This is a genomic window from Antribacter gilvus (genome assembly GCF_003946865.1).
GTDB lineage: Bacteria > Actinomycetota > Actinomycetes > Actinomycetales > Cellulomonadaceae > Antribacter > Antribacter gilvus.
Genome location: NZ_QXTH01000011.1, coordinates 139981 through 155540 on the forward strand (window position 1 = coordinate 139981; position 15560 = coordinate 155540).

Sequence of the window (15560 nt, forward strand, 5' to 3'; positions counted from 1 at the left end):
TTCCTTCCGTTGCGGTGCCCAGTCCGCCGGGGACCCCTGGCACGGTGTCGAAGAACCTTCGACAGGAAGATTCGCACGTTCGCGTCACGAGCAGTGCTTCTTGGCACTAACCTGCCGTACGGCCGGAGCCAGGTCCGAGACGAAGGACGAGGACCTGGCCTCGCTCACGGCGGGCGGCACCACGACCTCCACCGCGGGGTCGCGGCCGTAGGTGGTGAACCACCAGGTGCCCTCGCCGTCGGTCAGCACGATCCAGTCCACGACGGTGCCGTCGGCGGACTCGACCCGCTGGCAGTCCGCGGCGACGTCCGGCGGCGTGACGCCGCAGCGCATGGTCACGGCGGCGCCCGGCTCGCCCCACGCCGCCGTCGCCTGGGAGTTCGTCCGCACCTTGGGCAGGCCCTCGCCGAGGGTTTTCGGCACGGCGAGCATCACCTCGGCGCACACGGGGTCGGCCGCATCCTCGGCCACCTCGACGCCGATCGTCGGTGCGCAGCCGGCCAGCAGGGCGGTCAGGACCAGTGCTCCGGGGGCCGCCACTGCGGTACGTGCGAGTGCCACCCGGCAACGTTACCGGTCGCCGGGAACGCATAGGGTCGGAGCGTGACCGAACTCGTCCGCGACCTCACCGAGGAACAGCTCCTGGCCCTCATCTTCCCGCTGCTGCCCACGGGCGGCGCGACGGTGCTGGGGCCGGGGGACGACGCCGCCGTGGTCGCCGCCGCGGACGGGCGGTTCGTGGTCTCCACCGACGTGCTCGTCGAGGACCGGCACTTCCGCGCCCGGTGGTCGACGGGCTACGACGTCGGGCGGCGTGCCGCGGCGCAGAACCTGGCGGACATCGCCGCGATGGGGGCTCGCCCCACGGCACTGGTGGTGTCGCTCGTCGTCCCCGGCGCCACGCCGGTCGAATGGGTCACAGACCTCGCCCGTGGCCTGGCCGACGCGTGCGCGCCCGTCGGCGCAGGGGTGGTCGGAGGCGACCTCTCGGGCGGCGACGCGCTCGTCGTCGCGGTCACGGTGCACGGCGACCTGGAGGGCCGGTCACCGGTCCTGCGGTCCGGCGCCCGTGCCGGCGAGCTGGTCGCGTACGCCGGGGTGCGCGGGTGCTCGTCCGCCGGGCTCGCGCTGCTCGAGGCGGACCTCGCGGGCGGCGGGGCCTTCGAGGCTGCCGTCGCGGGGTACCTCCGGCCGGACCCGCCGCTCGCCGCGGGGCCTCAGGCTGCCGACGCCGGGGCCACCGCGATGCTCGACGTGTCGGACGGCCTGCTGCGGGACGCCGCCCGCGTCGCCCGCGCCTCCGGGGTGCGGATCGACCTCGACCCCGGCGCGTTCGCCGCCGACCGGGACGCCCTACGGCCGGCCGCGGAGGCGGTCGCCGCGGGCGCGGTCGAGAAGGTGCTCGACCAGTGGGTGTACGGCGGCGGAGAGGACCACGGCCTGCTCGCCACCTTCCCGGGCGACGCGGTGCTCCCGGCCGGGTGGTCCGTCGTCGGGCGCGTGCTCGACGACGCCCCGGGTGAGGTCACGGTGGGCGGCCTCGCGCCGGGCGTGGGGTCGGGCTGGGACCACTTCGGGGCGTAGCCCGGGCCTCAGCGAGCGGCGCGGCGGTAGCGGACCTGCGTCAGCGGCTGGCCCCCGATGGTGTCGAGGCGCTCGACGCCGTCCGGCTGGAACCCGTGGCGCCGGTAGAAGTGCTGTGCGCGCTCGTTCCCCTCGAGGATCCAGAGGGTCACGGGGGTGCCGGGCTTCACGTCCGCGAGGACGGACCGCATGAGGTCGCGGGCGACGCCGCTGCCCCACGCACGGGGGTGCAGGTAGATCGCGTAGATCTCCAGGTCGCCCGGTTCCGCGTCCTCGTCCCGTGAGGGGCCCACGCTGGTGAACCCGACGGTGCCCGACCCGTCCTCGGCGACGAGGACCTTCGCGCCGTTGGCGGTGAGGGCTTTCTGCCACTCACCTGCCCGGTCGTGCACGTCCAGGGACGCGAGGTAGGCGTCCGAGAGCAGCTCGGAGTACGCGCCGCGCCAGGAGGCGATATCTACCTGAGCGATCTTCTCGGCGTCTGCCGCCGTGGCCGGCCGGATGGTCACGTCGTCGATCTGGGCCGTCATGCCCTCACAGTGTCATGGCCCGTCGAGCCTCGGCAACACGCCGAGGCAACGATCCGGGAACAGCACGACGCCCGCAGGGTGACCCTGCGGGCGTCGTGAGAAAACTTGCGCGGCGGCCGGATCACCGGCCGCGCGGCGGCAGCGTCAGGCCGAGACCTTGCGCGTGACCTTGCCGGCCTTGAGGCACGAGGTGCACACGTTCACGCGCTTGGGCGTGCCGGCCACGATCGCGCGGACGCGCTGGATGTTCGGGTTCCAGCGGCGCTTCGTGCGGATGTGGGAGTGCGAGATGCTGTGCCCGAAGCCCGGGCCCTTGCCGCAGACGTCGCAGTTGGCAGCCACGGTGGTCTCCTGAGGTTGGTCGTGCACGTCCGTGCACGACTGCAGGACGTGAGTGGTCGAGGGGGCGCCCGGAGAAACTCTCCCGGGCAACCACGACAGCGTACCTGATGCGGCGACAGGCCCTCAAACGAGGGGCAAGGCTGGTGCATCACACCGTCGGGGCCAGCCTACCCGCGGTAGGAGGTGGGGCGGTCCGGCGAAGTACGGTGGAGGCCGACCGGACCGACCGCAGGAGGCCTCAGCGTGACCGACGTCACGGACAGCGCGCCGCACGTCCCGGCGCGGACACCCGCCGCGCCGTCGGCCGAGGCTCTCGATCCCCGGCTCGTCCGGGCCTGGGCAGGCCTGGCGGCGCGGTCGGTGGGGCGCGAGCGGGTCGCCCTGGACCGCGTCAACGTGTTCCCCGTGGCCGACGCCGACACCGGGACCAACCTCTACCTCACCCTCCGCGAGGGTGAGCGTGCGGTGCGCGCGGCCGCGCCGTCGGCCACGGGCACGCAGCTGCTCGGCGCGTTCGCGCGCGGGGCCCTGCTCGGGGCGCGCGGCAACTCCGGCGTGATCCTCAGCGAGTGGCTGCGGGGCCTCGCCGTCGCCGCGCGGCGCGGCGGCGGGCCCGCCGACCTGCTGGCCCAGGCCGCCCGGTCGGCGCGGGCCGCGGTGGCGGACCCGGCGGAGGGGACCATCCTCACGGCGGCGGACGAAGCGGCGGAGGGAGCGCGGGGAGCCCGCGTGGAGGGCGCGACGACCGGCGTGGCCGACGGGCCTGCGGCCCTGCTCGCCGCCGTCCGTGCGGGGGCCGACGCCGCGCGCGAGGCCGCCCGGGCCAGCGTCCGCACGCTCGACGCGCTGAGCCGCGCCGGGGTGCTCGACGCCGGGGCGTGCGGCCTCGTGCTCGTGCTGGACTCGCTGGTGGCGGTGGTGTCGGCGGGAGTGTCAGAGGCGGGCGGCACCATGGAGCCCGTGACGATCGGCATCGAGCTCGACCTGCCGCGCGCCGGGGAGCCCGGGCGCAGCGGGCTCGGTGCGCCCGTGGTCGTCGGGGCGGTCAGCGCGCCCGAGCCCTGGCTGACGTCCGCCGGCCACGAGCCGCTGGGCGCCGGGTCGCTGGAGCTCATGTTCGTGCTCACGCGGCCCGGCGCCACCGCCGAGGGCGTGGCCGAGGGCCTGCGGGCTCGGCTCGGCGAGGTCGGCGACTCCGTGGTCGTGGTGGGGGGCGACTCGGGCGGGGGAGACGCCGTCTGGCAGGGGCACGTCCACACGGACGACCTCGCAGCGGCCCTGGCGGTCGCCTCGGCCTTCCTGGCCGACGACGGCACGCTCGCCCAGGTCCACGTGCGCCACCTGGAGGCTGCGCCGCAGCACGAGTGGGGCGTCGTGGTCGCGACTGCCGCTCCGGCGCTCGCCGCCGAGCTCGCCCTGGCCGGCGCCGTGGTGCTGCTGACCGGAGGGTTCGGGGGCGCCGTCGAGCCGCTCAGCGCCGCCGACGTGCACCGCGCCGCGGCGAGCACCGGCGCCCGCCGTGCGCTCGTGCTGCCGGGGGACGCGCGGGCCGCCGCCGCGGACGCCGCCCGCAGCGCCACGTCCGGGGACACCGCCGACCTCGACGAGGTGGTGGTGCTCGACGCCGCCACGGACGTGCACGCGGTCGTCGCCCTCGCCGCGCTCGGGACGCTGCTGCCGGTCGACGACACGTACACCGCCGACGCCTCGGGGGTCGCCGCGGAGGTGCAGGAGGCGCTGGCCGGGCTCCGGGTCGTCGTCGTACCGGGGGCGGAGGCGGAGGGCGAGCTCGAGCGACTCCTGGCGAGCCTCCCGGACGCGGAGGTGGTCACGGCCCTGCTGGACGACGACGTCCCGCCCGGGCTGGCGGAGCGCCTCGCCGGTGTCGTGGCACGGCTCGCGCCCGACGCGGAGCTGGTGGCGCGGGCCACCGGGCGGCCGGGCGGGTCGGTGCAGCTGGGCGCGGAGGACGTGGACGGACCGCCGGACGAGGAGGAGTGAGCCGATGGCCGGAACGACCGCGCGGCGCGAGGACGAGAAGCTGTCCCGCGCCGTGGGACCCAGGAGCGCGAACGCGCTCGCCAAGCTGGGCCTGGAGACGGTGGGCGACCTGCTGGGGCACTACCCCCGCCGCTACGCCGACCCGGGACGGCTGACCGACCTGGGCTCCCTCGAGATCGGGGAGCACGCCACGGTGATGGCGCGCGTGGAGTGGGCGACGGTCCGCACCATGCGGGCCCGGAGCGGCGCGCTGCTGGAGGCCACGATCACGGACGGGCGGCACAAGCTCTCGCTGACCTTCTTCGGCAAGCACAAGGGCGGGCTGTACGGGTTCGAGCAGCGGCTCAAGCCTGGCTCGTCGGGCCTGTTCTCCGGCACGGTCGGCGTCTACAAGGGCGTGCGGCAGCTCGCCCACCCGGACTTCATCATGCTGGGGGAGCAGGACCTCGACAGCGACGAGGCGCTGCTGGAGCACGCGAGCAGGCCCATCCCGATCTATCCGGCGTCGGCGTCGATCTCGAGCTGGAAGATCCAGCAGGCGGCCCGCGTCGTCGTCGACACCCTGACGGACGACGACGTGGTGGACCCCCTCCCGGCCGAGGTGCGGTCCCGCCTGCGCCTGCCCGGCAGGGTGGCGGCACTGCGCATGGTGCACCGGCCCGAGTCGATGGAGGCGGTCCGGGTGGGGCAGCACCGGCTCCGGTTCGAGGAGGCGTTCGTGCTGCAGGCGGCGCTCGCCCAGCGACGGGCGCGTGCAGCCCAGGAGGACGCGACCGCCCGGCCGCACCGCGCGCCGGGGGCGCCCAGCATCCTCGCCGACTTCGACGCGTCCCTGCCGTTCGAGCTCACCGAGGGGCAGCGCTGGGTGGGCGAGGAGATCGCGGCGGAGCTGGCGTCGCCGCGGCCCATGCAGCGGCTGCTGCAGGGCGAGGTGGGTTCCGGCAAGACGGTCGTCGCTCTGCGCGCGATGCTCCAGGTGGTCGACGCGGGCGGGCAGGCGGCCCTCCTCGCCCCCACCGAGGTGCTGGCCGCGCAGCACGCGCGCACCCTGCGCATCCTGCTCGGGCCGCTCGCCGAGGGCGGGCTCCTCGGCGGCGCGGACCACGGCACCCGGATCGCCCTGCTGACGGGGTCGCTGGGCGCCGCGGCGCGCAAGAAGGCGCTGCTGCAGGCCGCGAGCGGCGAGGCCGGGATCGTCGTGGGGACGCACGCGCTCCTCGGCGAGCACGTGCAGTTCGCCGACCTGGGCCTCGTCGTGGTGGACGAGCAGCACCGGTTCGGCGTCGAGCAGCGGGACGCGCTCCGGGCCAAGGGGCGCGTGTCGCCGCACCTCCTCGTCATGACCGCGACGCCGATCCCGCGGACCGTCGCGATGACGGTCTTCGGCGACCTCGAGACGTCGTCGCTCACCCAGGTCCCCGCCGGCCGTGCGGGCGTCACCACGCACATGGTCCCCGCCGGGAACGTCGCCTGGGTGGACCGCACGTGGCAGCGGGTCCGCGAGGAGGTGGAGAAGGGGCACCGCGCCTACGTGGTGTGCCCGCGCATCCACCCCGACGAGGACCTGCCGGCGGGCGGAGCCGCCGCCGCGGCGGACTTCGACACCGTCCCCGAGTTCCTCGCGCTCGCCGGGCCGGGCGGCCGCGGTGGCGGGCCGGGCGGCGACGACGCCGGCGGGTCGGACCGCCCGCCCCTGCGGGCCGTGCTGGAGGTCGCGGACGAGCTGCGCGAGCGGCCCCAGCTCGCCGGGTTGCAGATCGGTGTGCTGCACGGGCAGCTGGCCCCGCCGGACAAGGACGCCGCCATGGCCCGGTTCTCCTCCGGCGAGACGCCGGTGCTCGTGGCCACCACCGTGGTCGAGGTCGGTGTCGACGTGCCGGAGGCCACCGTCATGGTGATCTTCGACGCCGACCGCTTCGGCATCTCGCAGCTCCACCAGCTGCGCGGCCGGGTGGGCCGCGGGGCCGACCCCGGGCTGTGCCTCCTCGTCTCCGACGCCGAGCCCGGCACGCCCGCCGCCGCCCGGCTCGAGGCGATGGTCCGCACCACCGACGGCTTCGAGCTGGCGAACCTCGACCTGGAGCAGCGGAGCGAGGGCGACGTGCTCGGCGCCGCCCAGTCGGGGCGGTCCAGCTCCCTGCGCCTCCTGCGCGTGGTCAAGGACGCCGACCTCATCGAGCTCGCCCGGCGTGAGGCCGGCCCGATCGTCGCCGCTGACCCCGACCTGACCGGGCTACCGGACCTGGCCGCCGCCATCGCCGCACAGCTGGACGAACAGCAGGAGGAGTTCCTGGAACGAGCCTGAGGCGTTCCCTGGGCGGGAGAGTTCCGCTAAGGTCCGGGCCCGTGAGCACCGACGCGAAGCACGTCCCGGCCGAGGCTCGGCCGCGCAAGTCGGCGTGGCAGCGTGGCCGGTTCCTCGCCTTCCTCGCCGTGGTGTCCGCGCTGCTGATCGTCCTCCACGAGCACATACCGAACCGCTGGGTGGGGCTCGGGAGCCTGGTGCAGACGTTCGCGCCGTGGCTCGGCCTGGCCGTGCCGATCCTCATCGTGCTCTCTCTCGTACGCCGCTCCGCCACGGCCGTCCTCTTCGTGCTCCTCCCGCTCGCGGCGTGGCTCTGGCAGTTCGGTCCCCAGCTGCTCCCCGAGGACCGGGTCACCTACGACCTCGTCGTGGTGCAGCACAACCTCAGCGACGAGAACGCGGACGTCGCCGGGACGCTCGCCGACCTGCTCGCCGAGGACCCGGACCTCATCGCGCTGGAGGAGGTCACGCCCGAGCTGCTGCCCGAGGTCGAGGCCGCGCTCACGACGGCCTACCCGCACCACGCCGTGCAGGGCACGGTCGGCCTGTGGTCGCGCCTGCCGCTGGCCGAGGCCACGCCGGTGGACCTCCGTCCCGCCGGCGTCGACGCCTCGTGGGACCGCGGGCTGCGCGTCGTGGCGCAGGCGCCGCAGGGACCGGTCGCGGTGTACGTGGCGCACCTGCCCTCGGCCCGTGTCGGGCTCCGGGGCCTCGACGCCGGCGCGCGGAACGCGAGCATCGGGCTTCTCGCCGCTGCGCTCGCTGCCGAGCCGGTCGGCACGGTGGTCCTCGCCGGCGACCTCAACTCCGAGCTGCGCGACCGCGCGCTCGACCCGGTCCTGGAGCACGTCGGCGGGTCGGTGCACGGGTTCGACCTGACGTTCCCCGCGCGCTTCCCCGTGGTCCGGGTCGACCAGGTGCTGACCCGTGAGGCCGAGGTGGTGCGCACCTGGACCCTCGGCCCCACGGGCAGCGACCACCGCCCGGTCGTGGCCTACGTGTCGCTGCCCGACCCGGCGTAGACCCGGGGCCGGGCGGAGCCCGCGTTAGGCTCGGGCCCGTGACGAGGATCGTGGCCGGCTCGGTCGGCGGGCGCACCATCGCGGTGCCGGCCAAGGGCACCCGCCCCACCAGCGACAGGGTGCGGGAGGCGATCTTCTCCCGGCTGGAGCACTTCGACGTGCTCGACGGCGCCCGCGTGCTCGACCTCTACGCCGGCTCCGGAGCGCTCGGCCTGGAGGCGGCGAGCCGCGGGGCGGCGTCGGTCACCCTTGTGGACAGCGCCCGTGGCGCCGCCGACGTCGCCCGCCGCAACGTCACCACCCTCGGGCTCACCGGGGTCCGCGTGGTCACCGACAGCGCGGAGCGCTACGCCGGGTCCCTGGTGCCCGACGGCGCCCGGGTCGCCCGGGTGGACCACGCCGGGCCGGAGAAGGTACACCCGGGCGAGCCGCCGGCGTCGGGCAGCCTGGACCTCGTGTTCCTCGACCCGCCCTACGACCTGGCCGAGACCGAGCTGACGGCGGTGCTCGCCCACCTGGCCGCGCCCGGGGTGCTCGCGCCCGGTGCCGTCGTGGTCGTGGAGCGCTCGACGCGCAGTCCCGAGCCCGCGTGGCCCGCCGGCCTCGGGCCGTTCGCGCGCAAGGACTACGGCGAGACCGCCGTGCACTACGCCGAGCCCGCTAGCGTGTGACGTCATGACCACCGTCGTCTGCCCCGGCTCGTTCGACCCCTTCACCCTCGGCCACCTCGATGTGCTCCGCCGCACACGCGCGATGTTCGACGACGTCGTGGTGGGCGTCGCGAAGAACGCCGGGAAGTCGGGCCTCCTCGACCCGGAGGTCCGCGCCGGGCTGGCGCGCGCGGCGCTCGCCGCCGACCCCGCCACCGCCGACGTCCGGGTCGCCCTCGTACCGGGCCTGCTCGTCGACTTCTGCCGGGACATCGGCGCCGTCGCCGTGGTGAAGGGACTGCGCGGCGGGGCGGACTTCGACTCGGAGGCCCCGATGGCGCTCATGAACCGGCACCTCACCGGCCTGGAGACGGTGTTCGTCGTCGGTGACCCGGCGTACGCGCACATCGCGTCGTCGCTGGTGAAGGACGTGGCCCGGTACGGCGGCCGGATCGAGGACCTGGTGCCCGCGGGCGTGGCGGAGGCCGTGCGCGCGGCGTTCGCGTAGCGGCCCGGCCCCCGGCTCACGTCACATCCCTCTCCTGTAGGGCAACCGTCGCGCGTGCCGTAGACTGGTGCGCTGGCCCGCACTTCGTCGCAGGGCCGCCTCCCTCACCGGACACACACCCTTTTTGGAGCCTGTCATCACCCTCCACCCGCGCTCGCCGCTCGTGCTCGACACGCACGAGCTGTCTCGGCGTCCCGGCAGCATGCGCACGGTCTCCCGGACCGTGCAGGCGCCGTCGGACCTGGGCACGGTCGTCATCGGCATCCCCGAGGGGACCGAGATCGCGCTCGACCTGCGCATGGAGGCCGTGATGGAAGGTGTCCTGGTGTCGGGTACGGTGAGCGGCGTGGCGGTGGGCGAGTGTGTCCGCTGCCTCGACACGATCACTGAACCTGTCACGGTGGACCTCACGGAGCTCTTCGCCTACCCGGAGCGCGCACGCGCCTCGGAGGCTGCGGGTGACGAGGAGGCGGAGGACGAGGAGTCGCTCCTCGAGGACGATCTCGCGGACCTGGAACCCCCGCTGAGGGATTCCGTCGTTACTGCGCTACCATTTCAACCGCTGTGCTCGCCGGACTGCCCGGGCTTGTGCTCCGAGTGCGGAGCGCGCCTGGCCGACGACCCCGGCCACCACCATGACGTTGTCGACCCTCGTTGGTCGGCGCTGCAAAGCATGCTCGGATCTACGAGCGTGTCGGACGAGACGAAAGAGAGCTAGCCGTGGCTGTTCCGAAGCGCAAGATGTCGCGCAGCAACACCCGTGCGCGTCGCTCGCAGTGGAAGACCACCGCAGCGACCCTCACCACCTGCCCCGCGTGCAAGGCCGACAAGCTGTCGCACACGGCCTGCCCCACGTGCGGCACCTACAAGGGTCGTCAGTACGCCCAGGCCGTGAAGCCCGTCTTCGCCGGCTGACGTGGTCAAGGACGGCGCACCGGCACGGCCGGAGCCGACCGCACTTCTCGAGAAGCTCGGGGTCCATCTGGATCCCGAGCTTCTCGTGCTCGCGCTGACGCACCGGTCGTTCGCGCACGAGGCGGGCGGGATCCCCACGAACGAGCGGCTCGAGTTCCTGGGCGACACGGTGCTGGGGCTGGTGGTCACGGAGGCGCTGTACCGGCGTCACCCCGACCTGTCCGAGGGCGACCTCGCGCGCATGCGGGCGGCCACCGTGTCGCAGCGCTCGCTCGCGCAGATCGCCCGGCGGCTGGACCTGGGCCGGTACGTGCTGCTGGGCAAGGGTGAGCTGCGCACGCGCGGCTTCGACAAGGACTCGATCCTGTCGGACACGGTGGAGGCCCTGATCGGCGCCACCTACCTCAGCCACGGCCTCGAGGTGTCGCGCGCCCTGGTGCACCGCCTCGCGGACCCGCAGCTGGCGGTCGCCGCGCGCCTCGGCGCCGGGCTCGACTGGAAGACGTCGCTGCAGGAGGCCGCTGCTGAGCGCGGCCTGCCCGCACCCGAGTACCTCGCCAACGCCGAGGGGCCGGAGCACGCCCGGATCTTCCACTCCCGCGTGGTGATCGACGGCATCAACTACGGCACCGGGTCGGGCACCGCCAAGAAGCACGCCGAGCAGGGCGCGGCCGAGGAGGCCTACCACGCGCTGCACGAGGCGTTCCCGCTCCCGGGCGACGACGTCGTCGCCCCCGCGGACCCCGTTCCCGGCGCCTCCGCCGAGAGCGCGAATGCCTGAGCTCCCCGAGGTCGAGACCGTCCGAGACGGTCTCGACCGGTTCGTGGTGGGAGCGGTGGTCCGGGAGGTCGAGGTCTTCCGCGACTACAGCGTCCGCCGGCACGACGGCGGAGCGGTCGCCCTCCGCGGTCAGCTCACCGGGCAGCGGCTCGCCGCCGCGGTGCGGCGAGGCAAGTTCCTGTGGCTCCCGCTCTCCGGCGCGGCGCCGGACGGGGGGCGGCCTGCGGCCGCGCTGCTCGCGCACCTCGGCATGTCCGGGCAGCTGCTGGTCCGGGCGGGGGAGCCCGCCGACGACTTCCAGCATCCCCACCTCCGCGTCCGGCTCCACCTGAACGGCGCGCCCTCCGGCGCCCGGTACCTCGACTTCGTGGACCAGCGCACGTTCGGCCACCTCAGCGTGGTGGACCTCCAGCCGGTGCCCGACGACGTCGCGGCGGGCCTGGGCAGCGACCTCGCCCTGATCCCGGGACCCGTCGCGCACATCGCCCGCGACCTGCTCGACCCGCACCTGGGGCGGGACGACCTCGTGGCGCGGGTGCGGCGTCGTCGGACCGGTGTCAAGCGGGCGCTGCTGGACCAGACCGTGGTGTCCGGCGTAGGCAATATCTACGCCGACGAGGCGCTGTGGCGCGCGAGGCTGCACTGGGCGCGGCCCACGGACAAGCTCCGGGTTGCCGACGTGCACCGCGTGCTCGACGCGGCCGAGGAGGTCATGCGCGAGGCGCTCGTCCAGGGTGGCACGAGCTTCGACGCGCTGTACGTGAACGTCAACGGCCAGTCGGGATACTTCGAGCGGTCGCTGAACGTCTATGGCCGGGCGGGCGAGCCGTGCCGCCGCTGTGAGGCGGTGATCCGCCGGGACGCGTTCATGAACCGGTCGTCGTTCACGTGCCCGGTGTGCCAGCCGGCCCCGCGGGGCCGGTAGGGCACGGGCTCTACCGCGCCACCACGTTGCGCAGGGCCTCCGCCCCGCCCGACCGCCAGGCCGTGAGCTGTTCCGCCAGGAACTGGGCTGCCCGGCGCGGCCGTCCGCCCGCCACGTGAGGTGTGAGGATCAGGTTCGGCGCGTCCCACAGCGGGGAGTCCGCGGGGAGCGGCTCGGTCTCCATGACGTCGAGCGCCGCGCCTGCGAGCCGCCCGGAACCCAGGGCGTCGAGGAGCGCCGCCTCGTCCACCGTGGCGCCGCGCCCCGCGTTCACGAACCGCGCGTGCGGCGGGAGGAGCGCCAGGGTGGCGGCGTCGAGGGCGTGGCGGGTGGCGTCCGTGGCGGGCAGCAGAGAGATCAGCACGTCGGTGCACGGCAGCACCTCCGGCAGGTCGGCGGCGGTCACCACCGGGACCCCGGCCCGCTCGCCCGCCGAGCCCGCGACCCCGGTGACCTCCGCGCCGAGCGCGGCCAGCAGCGGCGCGAGCCGCAGCGCGATGGACCCGAAGCCCCAGATCGTCACGCGGGCGCCGTCGAGCGTGTAGTGCGCCTCGGTGGCGGGGTCGGCCTGGGCGAACGCGATCGCCCGTTCCCACCGGTGCTCGCGCTGGGCGGTCAGCGCCACGTCGATCCGCCGCACGGTCGCGAGCACGAGGGCCAGGGCGTGCTCGGCGACGGTGTCGTCGTGCAGCGAGCGGCCCGACGCGATCACGACACCCGGGGCGAAGCCCGCGGCTAGGGCGACGTCGGGCCCAGCGGACAGCGTCTGCACCCAGCGCAGCCGGGTCAGGCGGCGCGCGGCGTCGGCCACGACCCGCGGCGGGCTGGACCACGTCACCAGCACGTCGGCGTCGACGTGCTCCTCGGGGACCGGGTCCTTCATCCCGTAGGCCACCACCGTGTCGGTGCCGCCCGGGCCGAAGGAGGCCCCGCCGTCGGGCAGACGGGCGGGGAAGTCGAGGTCGAACGGGACGTCCGGGACGAGGATCTTCACCCGCCGGACGTTACCTGACGCCCTGGGCCGCCCCAGCGGCCCAGGGCGTCAGGAGTGTCACGCGATCGGGTAATCGCGTGAGACCTGCGCTCCGCTGCGGGCGCGTGCCTCGTTCCTCGGCCCGCACCCTTCGCTGCGCTCCGGTCTCACGCGACCCGGACGATGATCGGGTTGTCCTGCCACATCTCGACGTACCGGACGGGCGTGCCGGGCTGGTTGGCCTCGACGACCATCCCGTTGCCGGCGTAGAGGGCGACGTGCCCGGAGGTCCACACGATGTCGCCGGGCCGGGCGTCGGCGAGCGACACCTGCGTGCCCGCGTACCGGAGCTCGGACGACGTGCGCGGCAGGCTCACGCCCAGCTGCCGGTACACGTACCAGATGAGCCCGGAGCAGTCGAAGCCGGTCGACGGCGACTCCTCACCCCAGGCGTAGGGCGTGCCGACGAGCTCCAGGGCCAGGTTGACGGCCTGCTGGCCCACCGCGGAGCTGGTGGTCGTGGCCGCTGCGACCACGGTCTGCGCGGCGGCGGCCTCGGCGGCTGCCGCGGCCTCTGCTGCGGCACGGGCCTCGGCGGCGGCGCGAGCCTCTGCCTCGGCGCGGGCACGTGCTTCCGCCTCGGCCTTCGCGCGGGCCTCGGCCTCCGCCTTGGCGCGGGCCTCGGCGATGCCGGCCTCGGTCTGGGCATAGGGCAGCACGGGGGCCGGAGCCTGCTCGACGGTGAAGGTCGACTCCGGGGCCACGGTCACCACGGGCACCAGCTGGAGGGTGGCGCCGGGGACCGTGCTGCGGTCCAGGCTGTGCTCCGTGATCCCGTTGGTGGCGGGAGCAGCGGTGGCCGTCGGTGCGAAGACCGACGCCAGCAGGCTCGAGGACACGACGGCGATCGCTCCCGTGCGGGCGGCGACGGACATGTTCTCGGCGGCAGCCTGGGTGAACGTGGACAGGGGGGTGACGGCCCGTCCGTCGGCCCGGTGGCGGGCACGGTTCGAACCGATCACGGACTGTTCGGGCATCTCGGTAAGAGTTGGCACGATGGGTCTCCTCGACGCCTGCGAGGTGAGCTGTCGGGTTCGGATGGGGAGTCACCCGGCCCCGCACTTTCGTGCAGGGCTTCACCCCAAGGACGCAGTAGCGTCCGGCTTACCTGGTTCCCCCGTCCCCGCCACGTCGTTGCTGGTCAGGACCGGTGGCGGGGCTCGGCGTCCGGTACTGGGCCCCGTCTGGAGGGCGAGGCGATGACGACCGTACCGGTCTTCCCCGGAAATGTCACGAAAGGATCACGGGCCGGAATTCGTGGGCCACGTGGCAGCATGTCGCCATGCAGGAGCACCTCGCCGCCCGGTACGACGTCGTCGTCGTCGGCGCGGGCCACAACGGCCTCGTCACCGCGGCCTACCTCGCCCGCTCCGGACGCTCCGTCCTCGTCCTCGAGCGCCTCGACCACGTGGGTGGCGCCTCCGTCTCGGCCCGCCCGTTCGCCGGCGTGGACGCGCGCCTCTCCCGGTACTCGTACCTGGTGTCGCTGCTGCCCCGGCAGATCATCGACGAGCTCGGCCTCGACGTGCGCCTCCTGCGACGGCGCTACTCGTCGTACACCCCGGTCGGCGAGGGCGGACTCCTCGTGGACACGGGGTCCGACGACGTCACGCGCGCCTCGTTCCGTCGCCTCACCGGCGGCGACGCGGACTTCGAGGCCTGGCGGCGGTTCTACGACCTGACCGGCTCCGTGGCCCGGCGCCTCTTCCCGACGGTCACGCAGCCGCTGCTGACGCGCGCCGAGGCGCGGGCGGCGGTCGGCGACGACGAGGCCTGGCGCGCCCTGTTCGAGGAGCCGCTGGGCGCCGTGCTGCGCCGCACGTTCGCGGACGACGTGGTGCGCGGCGTCGCCGCCACGGACGGCCTCATCGGCACGTTCGCCGACCTCGACGAGGACTCCCTGCGCCAGAACCGGTGCTTCCTCTACCACGTGATCGGCAACGGGACCGGCGACTGGGACGTGCCCGTGGGCGGCATGGGAGCGGTCAGCGGCGCCCTGCGCGACGCGGCGCTCGCGGCGGGAGCGACGATCCTCACCCAGGCCGACGTGACGGCGGTCGCACCGGGCGGCCGCGGGGGCCCCGGCGCGGGGGCTCCCGGTGCGGGGGACGCGGAGGTCGCGTGGACCGACGCCGACGGGAACGTCCGCGGCGTGGGCGCCGGCCACGTCCTCGCGGGCTGTGCTCCGGCGACGCTCGACCGGCTGCTCGCTGCGAGCGGCGCCGGGCCGGTGGCTGCCTCGGCGGCCGACGCCGACGGGGACGCGGTGCGCCCGGGTGCGGCCGTGCCGCCGTCGGGCACCGCTCCCGAAGGCGCTCAGCTCAAGGTCAACCTGCTGCTCACGCGGCTGCCGCGGCTGCGCGACGGGGTGGATCCCGTGGCGGCGTTCAGCGGCACGTTCCACGTCAACGAGTCGATGACGCAGCTGCAGGCCGCGTACGCACAGGCCGCCTCGGGCCAGATCCCGGACCTGCCCCCGTGCGAGATCTACTGCCACACGCTGACCGACCCGTCGATCCTCGGGCCGGAGCTGCGCGCCGCCGGGGCCCAGACCATCACCCTGTTCGGGCTGCATATGCCGGCGCGGCTGTTCCGGGACGACCCGGAAGGCACCCGGTCGCGGGCCCTGGCGGCGACCCTGCGGTCGCTGGACTCGGTCCTCGCGGAGCCGATCGAGGACTGCCTGGCGGTCGACGCCGACGGCGCGCCCTGCCTGGAGGTGCGCACCCCCGTGGACCTCGAGGGCGACGTGGGCCTGCCCGGCGGGCACATCTTCCACCGCGACCTCGCGTGGCCGTTCGCCGACGACCCCGCCGACGCCGGTCGCTGGGGCGTGGAGACCGATCACCCCCGCGTGCTGCTCGCGGGAGCCGGCGCACGGCGCGGCGGGGGAGTGAGCGGGATCCCGGGCCGCGCCGCGGCGATGGCGGTCCTCGAGACAGTGCCGAGGTAGTCACTCCGTCG

16 protein-coding genes and 1 riboswitch are annotated in these 15560 nt (G+C 74.9%); of the genes, 11 read left to right on the plus strand and 5 right to left on the minus strand.

All coding sequences use genetic code 11. The features are described from left to right. Positions 1 to 84 precede the first annotated feature (84 nt). Positions 85 to 561 (minus strand): DUF3515 family protein, encoded by a 477-nt coding sequence (locus tag D1350_RS18685; RefSeq protein WP_240644196.1) that lies wholly within the window; start codon positions 559 to 561, stop codon positions 85 to 87. A 42-nt stretch (positions 562 to 603) separates the two neighbouring features. Between D1350_RS18685 and D1350_RS18690 the strand changes: the two genes are divergently transcribed. Beyond that, a complete protein-coding gene (locus D1350_RS18690; protein ID WP_125777555.1) occupies positions 604 to 1584 on the plus strand; it encodes a thiamine-phosphate kinase in 981 nt (326 codons plus the stop codon). Positions 1585 to 1592: 8 nt separating this feature from the next. Here D1350_RS18690 and D1350_RS18695 read toward each other — a convergent pair whose 3' ends face one another. Together D1350_RS18695 and rpmB are read right to left on the minus strand one after the other, a co-directional pair. Next, positions 1593 to 2114, minus strand: a complete 522-nt coding sequence (locus tag D1350_RS18695) for a GNAT family N-acetyltransferase (RefSeq protein ID WP_125777556.1) — start codon at positions 2112 to 2114, stop codon at positions 1593 to 1595. Between the two features lie 144 nt (positions 2115 to 2258). Next, entirely contained in the window at positions 2259 to 2456 is a 198-nt protein-coding gene (rpmB, locus tag D1350_RS18700) for a 50S ribosomal protein L28 (RefSeq protein ID WP_125777557.1), read from the minus strand. A 243-nt stretch (positions 2457 to 2699) separates the two neighbouring features. Between rpmB and D1350_RS18705 the strand changes: the two genes are divergently transcribed. The 9 genes from D1350_RS18705 (at position 2700) to mutM (ending at position 11563) form a co-directional block, all read left to right on the plus strand. Beyond that, positions 2700 to 4457 carry a DAK2 domain-containing protein gene (locus D1350_RS18705; protein WP_164545231.1) on the plus strand — a complete coding sequence of 586 codons (1758 nt, stop codon included), beginning with the start codon at positions 2700 to 2702 and terminating at the stop codon, positions 4455 to 4457. Positions 4458 to 4461: 4 nt separating this feature from the next. Further along, on the plus strand, positions 4462 to 6762 hold the full coding sequence (locus tag D1350_RS18710) for an ATP-dependent DNA helicase RecG (protein WP_125777559.1): 2301 nt from the start codon (positions 4462 to 4464) through the stop codon (positions 6760 to 6762). Between the two features lie 41 nt (positions 6763 to 6803). Beyond that, complete coding sequence (locus D1350_RS18715; protein WP_125777560.1) at positions 6804 to 7784, plus strand: endonuclease/exonuclease/phosphatase family protein; 981 nt, start codon at positions 6804 to 6806, stop codon at positions 7782 to 7784. Positions 7785 to 7822: 38 nt separating this feature from the next. Continuing rightward, positions 7823 to 8455, plus strand: a complete 633-nt coding sequence (locus D1350_RS18720; RefSeq protein WP_125777561.1) for an RsmD family RNA methyltransferase — start codon at positions 7823 to 7825, stop codon at positions 8453 to 8455. 4 nt (positions 8456 to 8459) lie between these two features. Beyond that, complete coding sequence (coaD, locus tag D1350_RS18725; protein WP_125777562.1) at positions 8460 to 8942, plus strand: pantetheine-phosphate adenylyltransferase; 483 nt, start codon at positions 8460 to 8462, stop codon at positions 8940 to 8942. A 124-nt stretch (positions 8943 to 9066) separates the two neighbouring features. After that, entirely contained in the window at positions 9067 to 9660 is a 594-nt protein-coding gene (locus D1350_RS18730) for a YceD family protein (RefSeq protein WP_125777563.1), read from the plus strand. 2 nt (positions 9661 to 9662) lie between these two features. Continuing rightward, positions 9663 to 9857, plus strand: coding sequence for a 50S ribosomal protein L32 (gene rpmF / locus D1350_RS18735; RefSeq protein WP_125777564.1), 195 nt, complete (start codon positions 9663 to 9665; stop codon positions 9855 to 9857). Between the two features lies 1 nt (position 9858). Continuing rightward, positions 9859 to 10638 (plus strand): ribonuclease III, encoded by a 780-nt coding sequence (gene rnc, locus D1350_RS18740; protein ID WP_125777565.1) that lies wholly within the window; start codon positions 9859 to 9861, stop codon positions 10636 to 10638. After that, positions 10631 to 11563, plus strand: coding sequence for a bifunctional DNA-formamidopyrimidine glycosylase/DNA-(apurinic or apyrimidinic site) lyase (mutM, locus tag D1350_RS18745; RefSeq protein WP_125777566.1), 933 nt, complete (start codon positions 10631 to 10633; stop codon positions 11561 to 11563). The genes rnc and mutM overlap by 8 nt, the downstream gene beginning before the upstream one ends. A 10-nt stretch (positions 11564 to 11573) precedes the next feature. Here the strand turns inward: mutM and D1350_RS18750 are convergent, their stop codons facing one another. Both D1350_RS18750 and D1350_RS24195 read right to left on the minus strand, forming a co-directional pair. Next, positions 11574 to 12557 carry an NAD(P)-dependent oxidoreductase gene (locus D1350_RS18750; RefSeq protein WP_206074601.1) on the minus strand — a complete coding sequence of 328 codons (984 nt, stop codon included), beginning with the start codon at positions 12555 to 12557 and terminating at the stop codon, positions 11574 to 11576. A 146-nt stretch (positions 12558 to 12703) separates the two neighbouring features. Beyond that, on the minus strand, positions 12704 to 13591 hold the full coding sequence (locus D1350_RS24195; RefSeq protein WP_125777567.1) for a C40 family peptidase: 888 nt from the start codon (positions 13589 to 13591) through the stop codon (positions 12704 to 12706). Further along, positions 13592 to 13772: riboswitch (cyclic di-AMP (ydaO/yuaA leader) on the minus strand. Positions 13773 to 13878: 106 nt separating this feature from the next. Here D1350_RS24195 and D1350_RS18760 point away from each other — a divergent pair. Then, the gene (locus D1350_RS18760; protein ID WP_125777568.1) at positions 13879 to 15549 is read left to right on the plus strand and encodes a phytoene desaturase family protein; all 1671 of its coding nucleotides are present in this window, start codon (positions 13879 to 13881) and stop codon (positions 15547 to 15549) included. Positions 15550 to 15560 lie beyond the last annotated feature (11 nt).

What these genes read in the sequence shown, in the direction of transcription:
- D1350_RS18760 (WP_125777568.1), top strand. Translation starts at nt 13,879, where the DNA reads ATGCAGGAGCACCTCGCCGCCCGGTACGACGTCGTCGTCGTCGGCGCG.
- D1350_RS18710 (WP_125777559.1), top strand. Translation starts at nt 4,462, where the DNA reads ATGGCCGGAACGACCGCGCGGCGCGAGGACGAGAAGCTGTCCCGCGCC.
- D1350_RS18695 (WP_125777556.1), bottom strand. Translation starts at nt 2,114, where the DNA reads ATGACGGCCCAGATCGACGACGTGACCATCCGGCCGGCCACGGCGGCA.
- coaD (WP_125777562.1), top strand. Translation starts at nt 8,460, where the DNA reads ATGACCACCGTCGTCTGCCCCGGCTCGTTCGACCCCTTCACCCTCGGC.
- mutM (WP_125777566.1), top strand. Translation starts at nt 10,631, where the DNA reads ATGCCTGAGCTCCCCGAGGTCGAGACCGTCCGAGACGGTCTCGACCGG.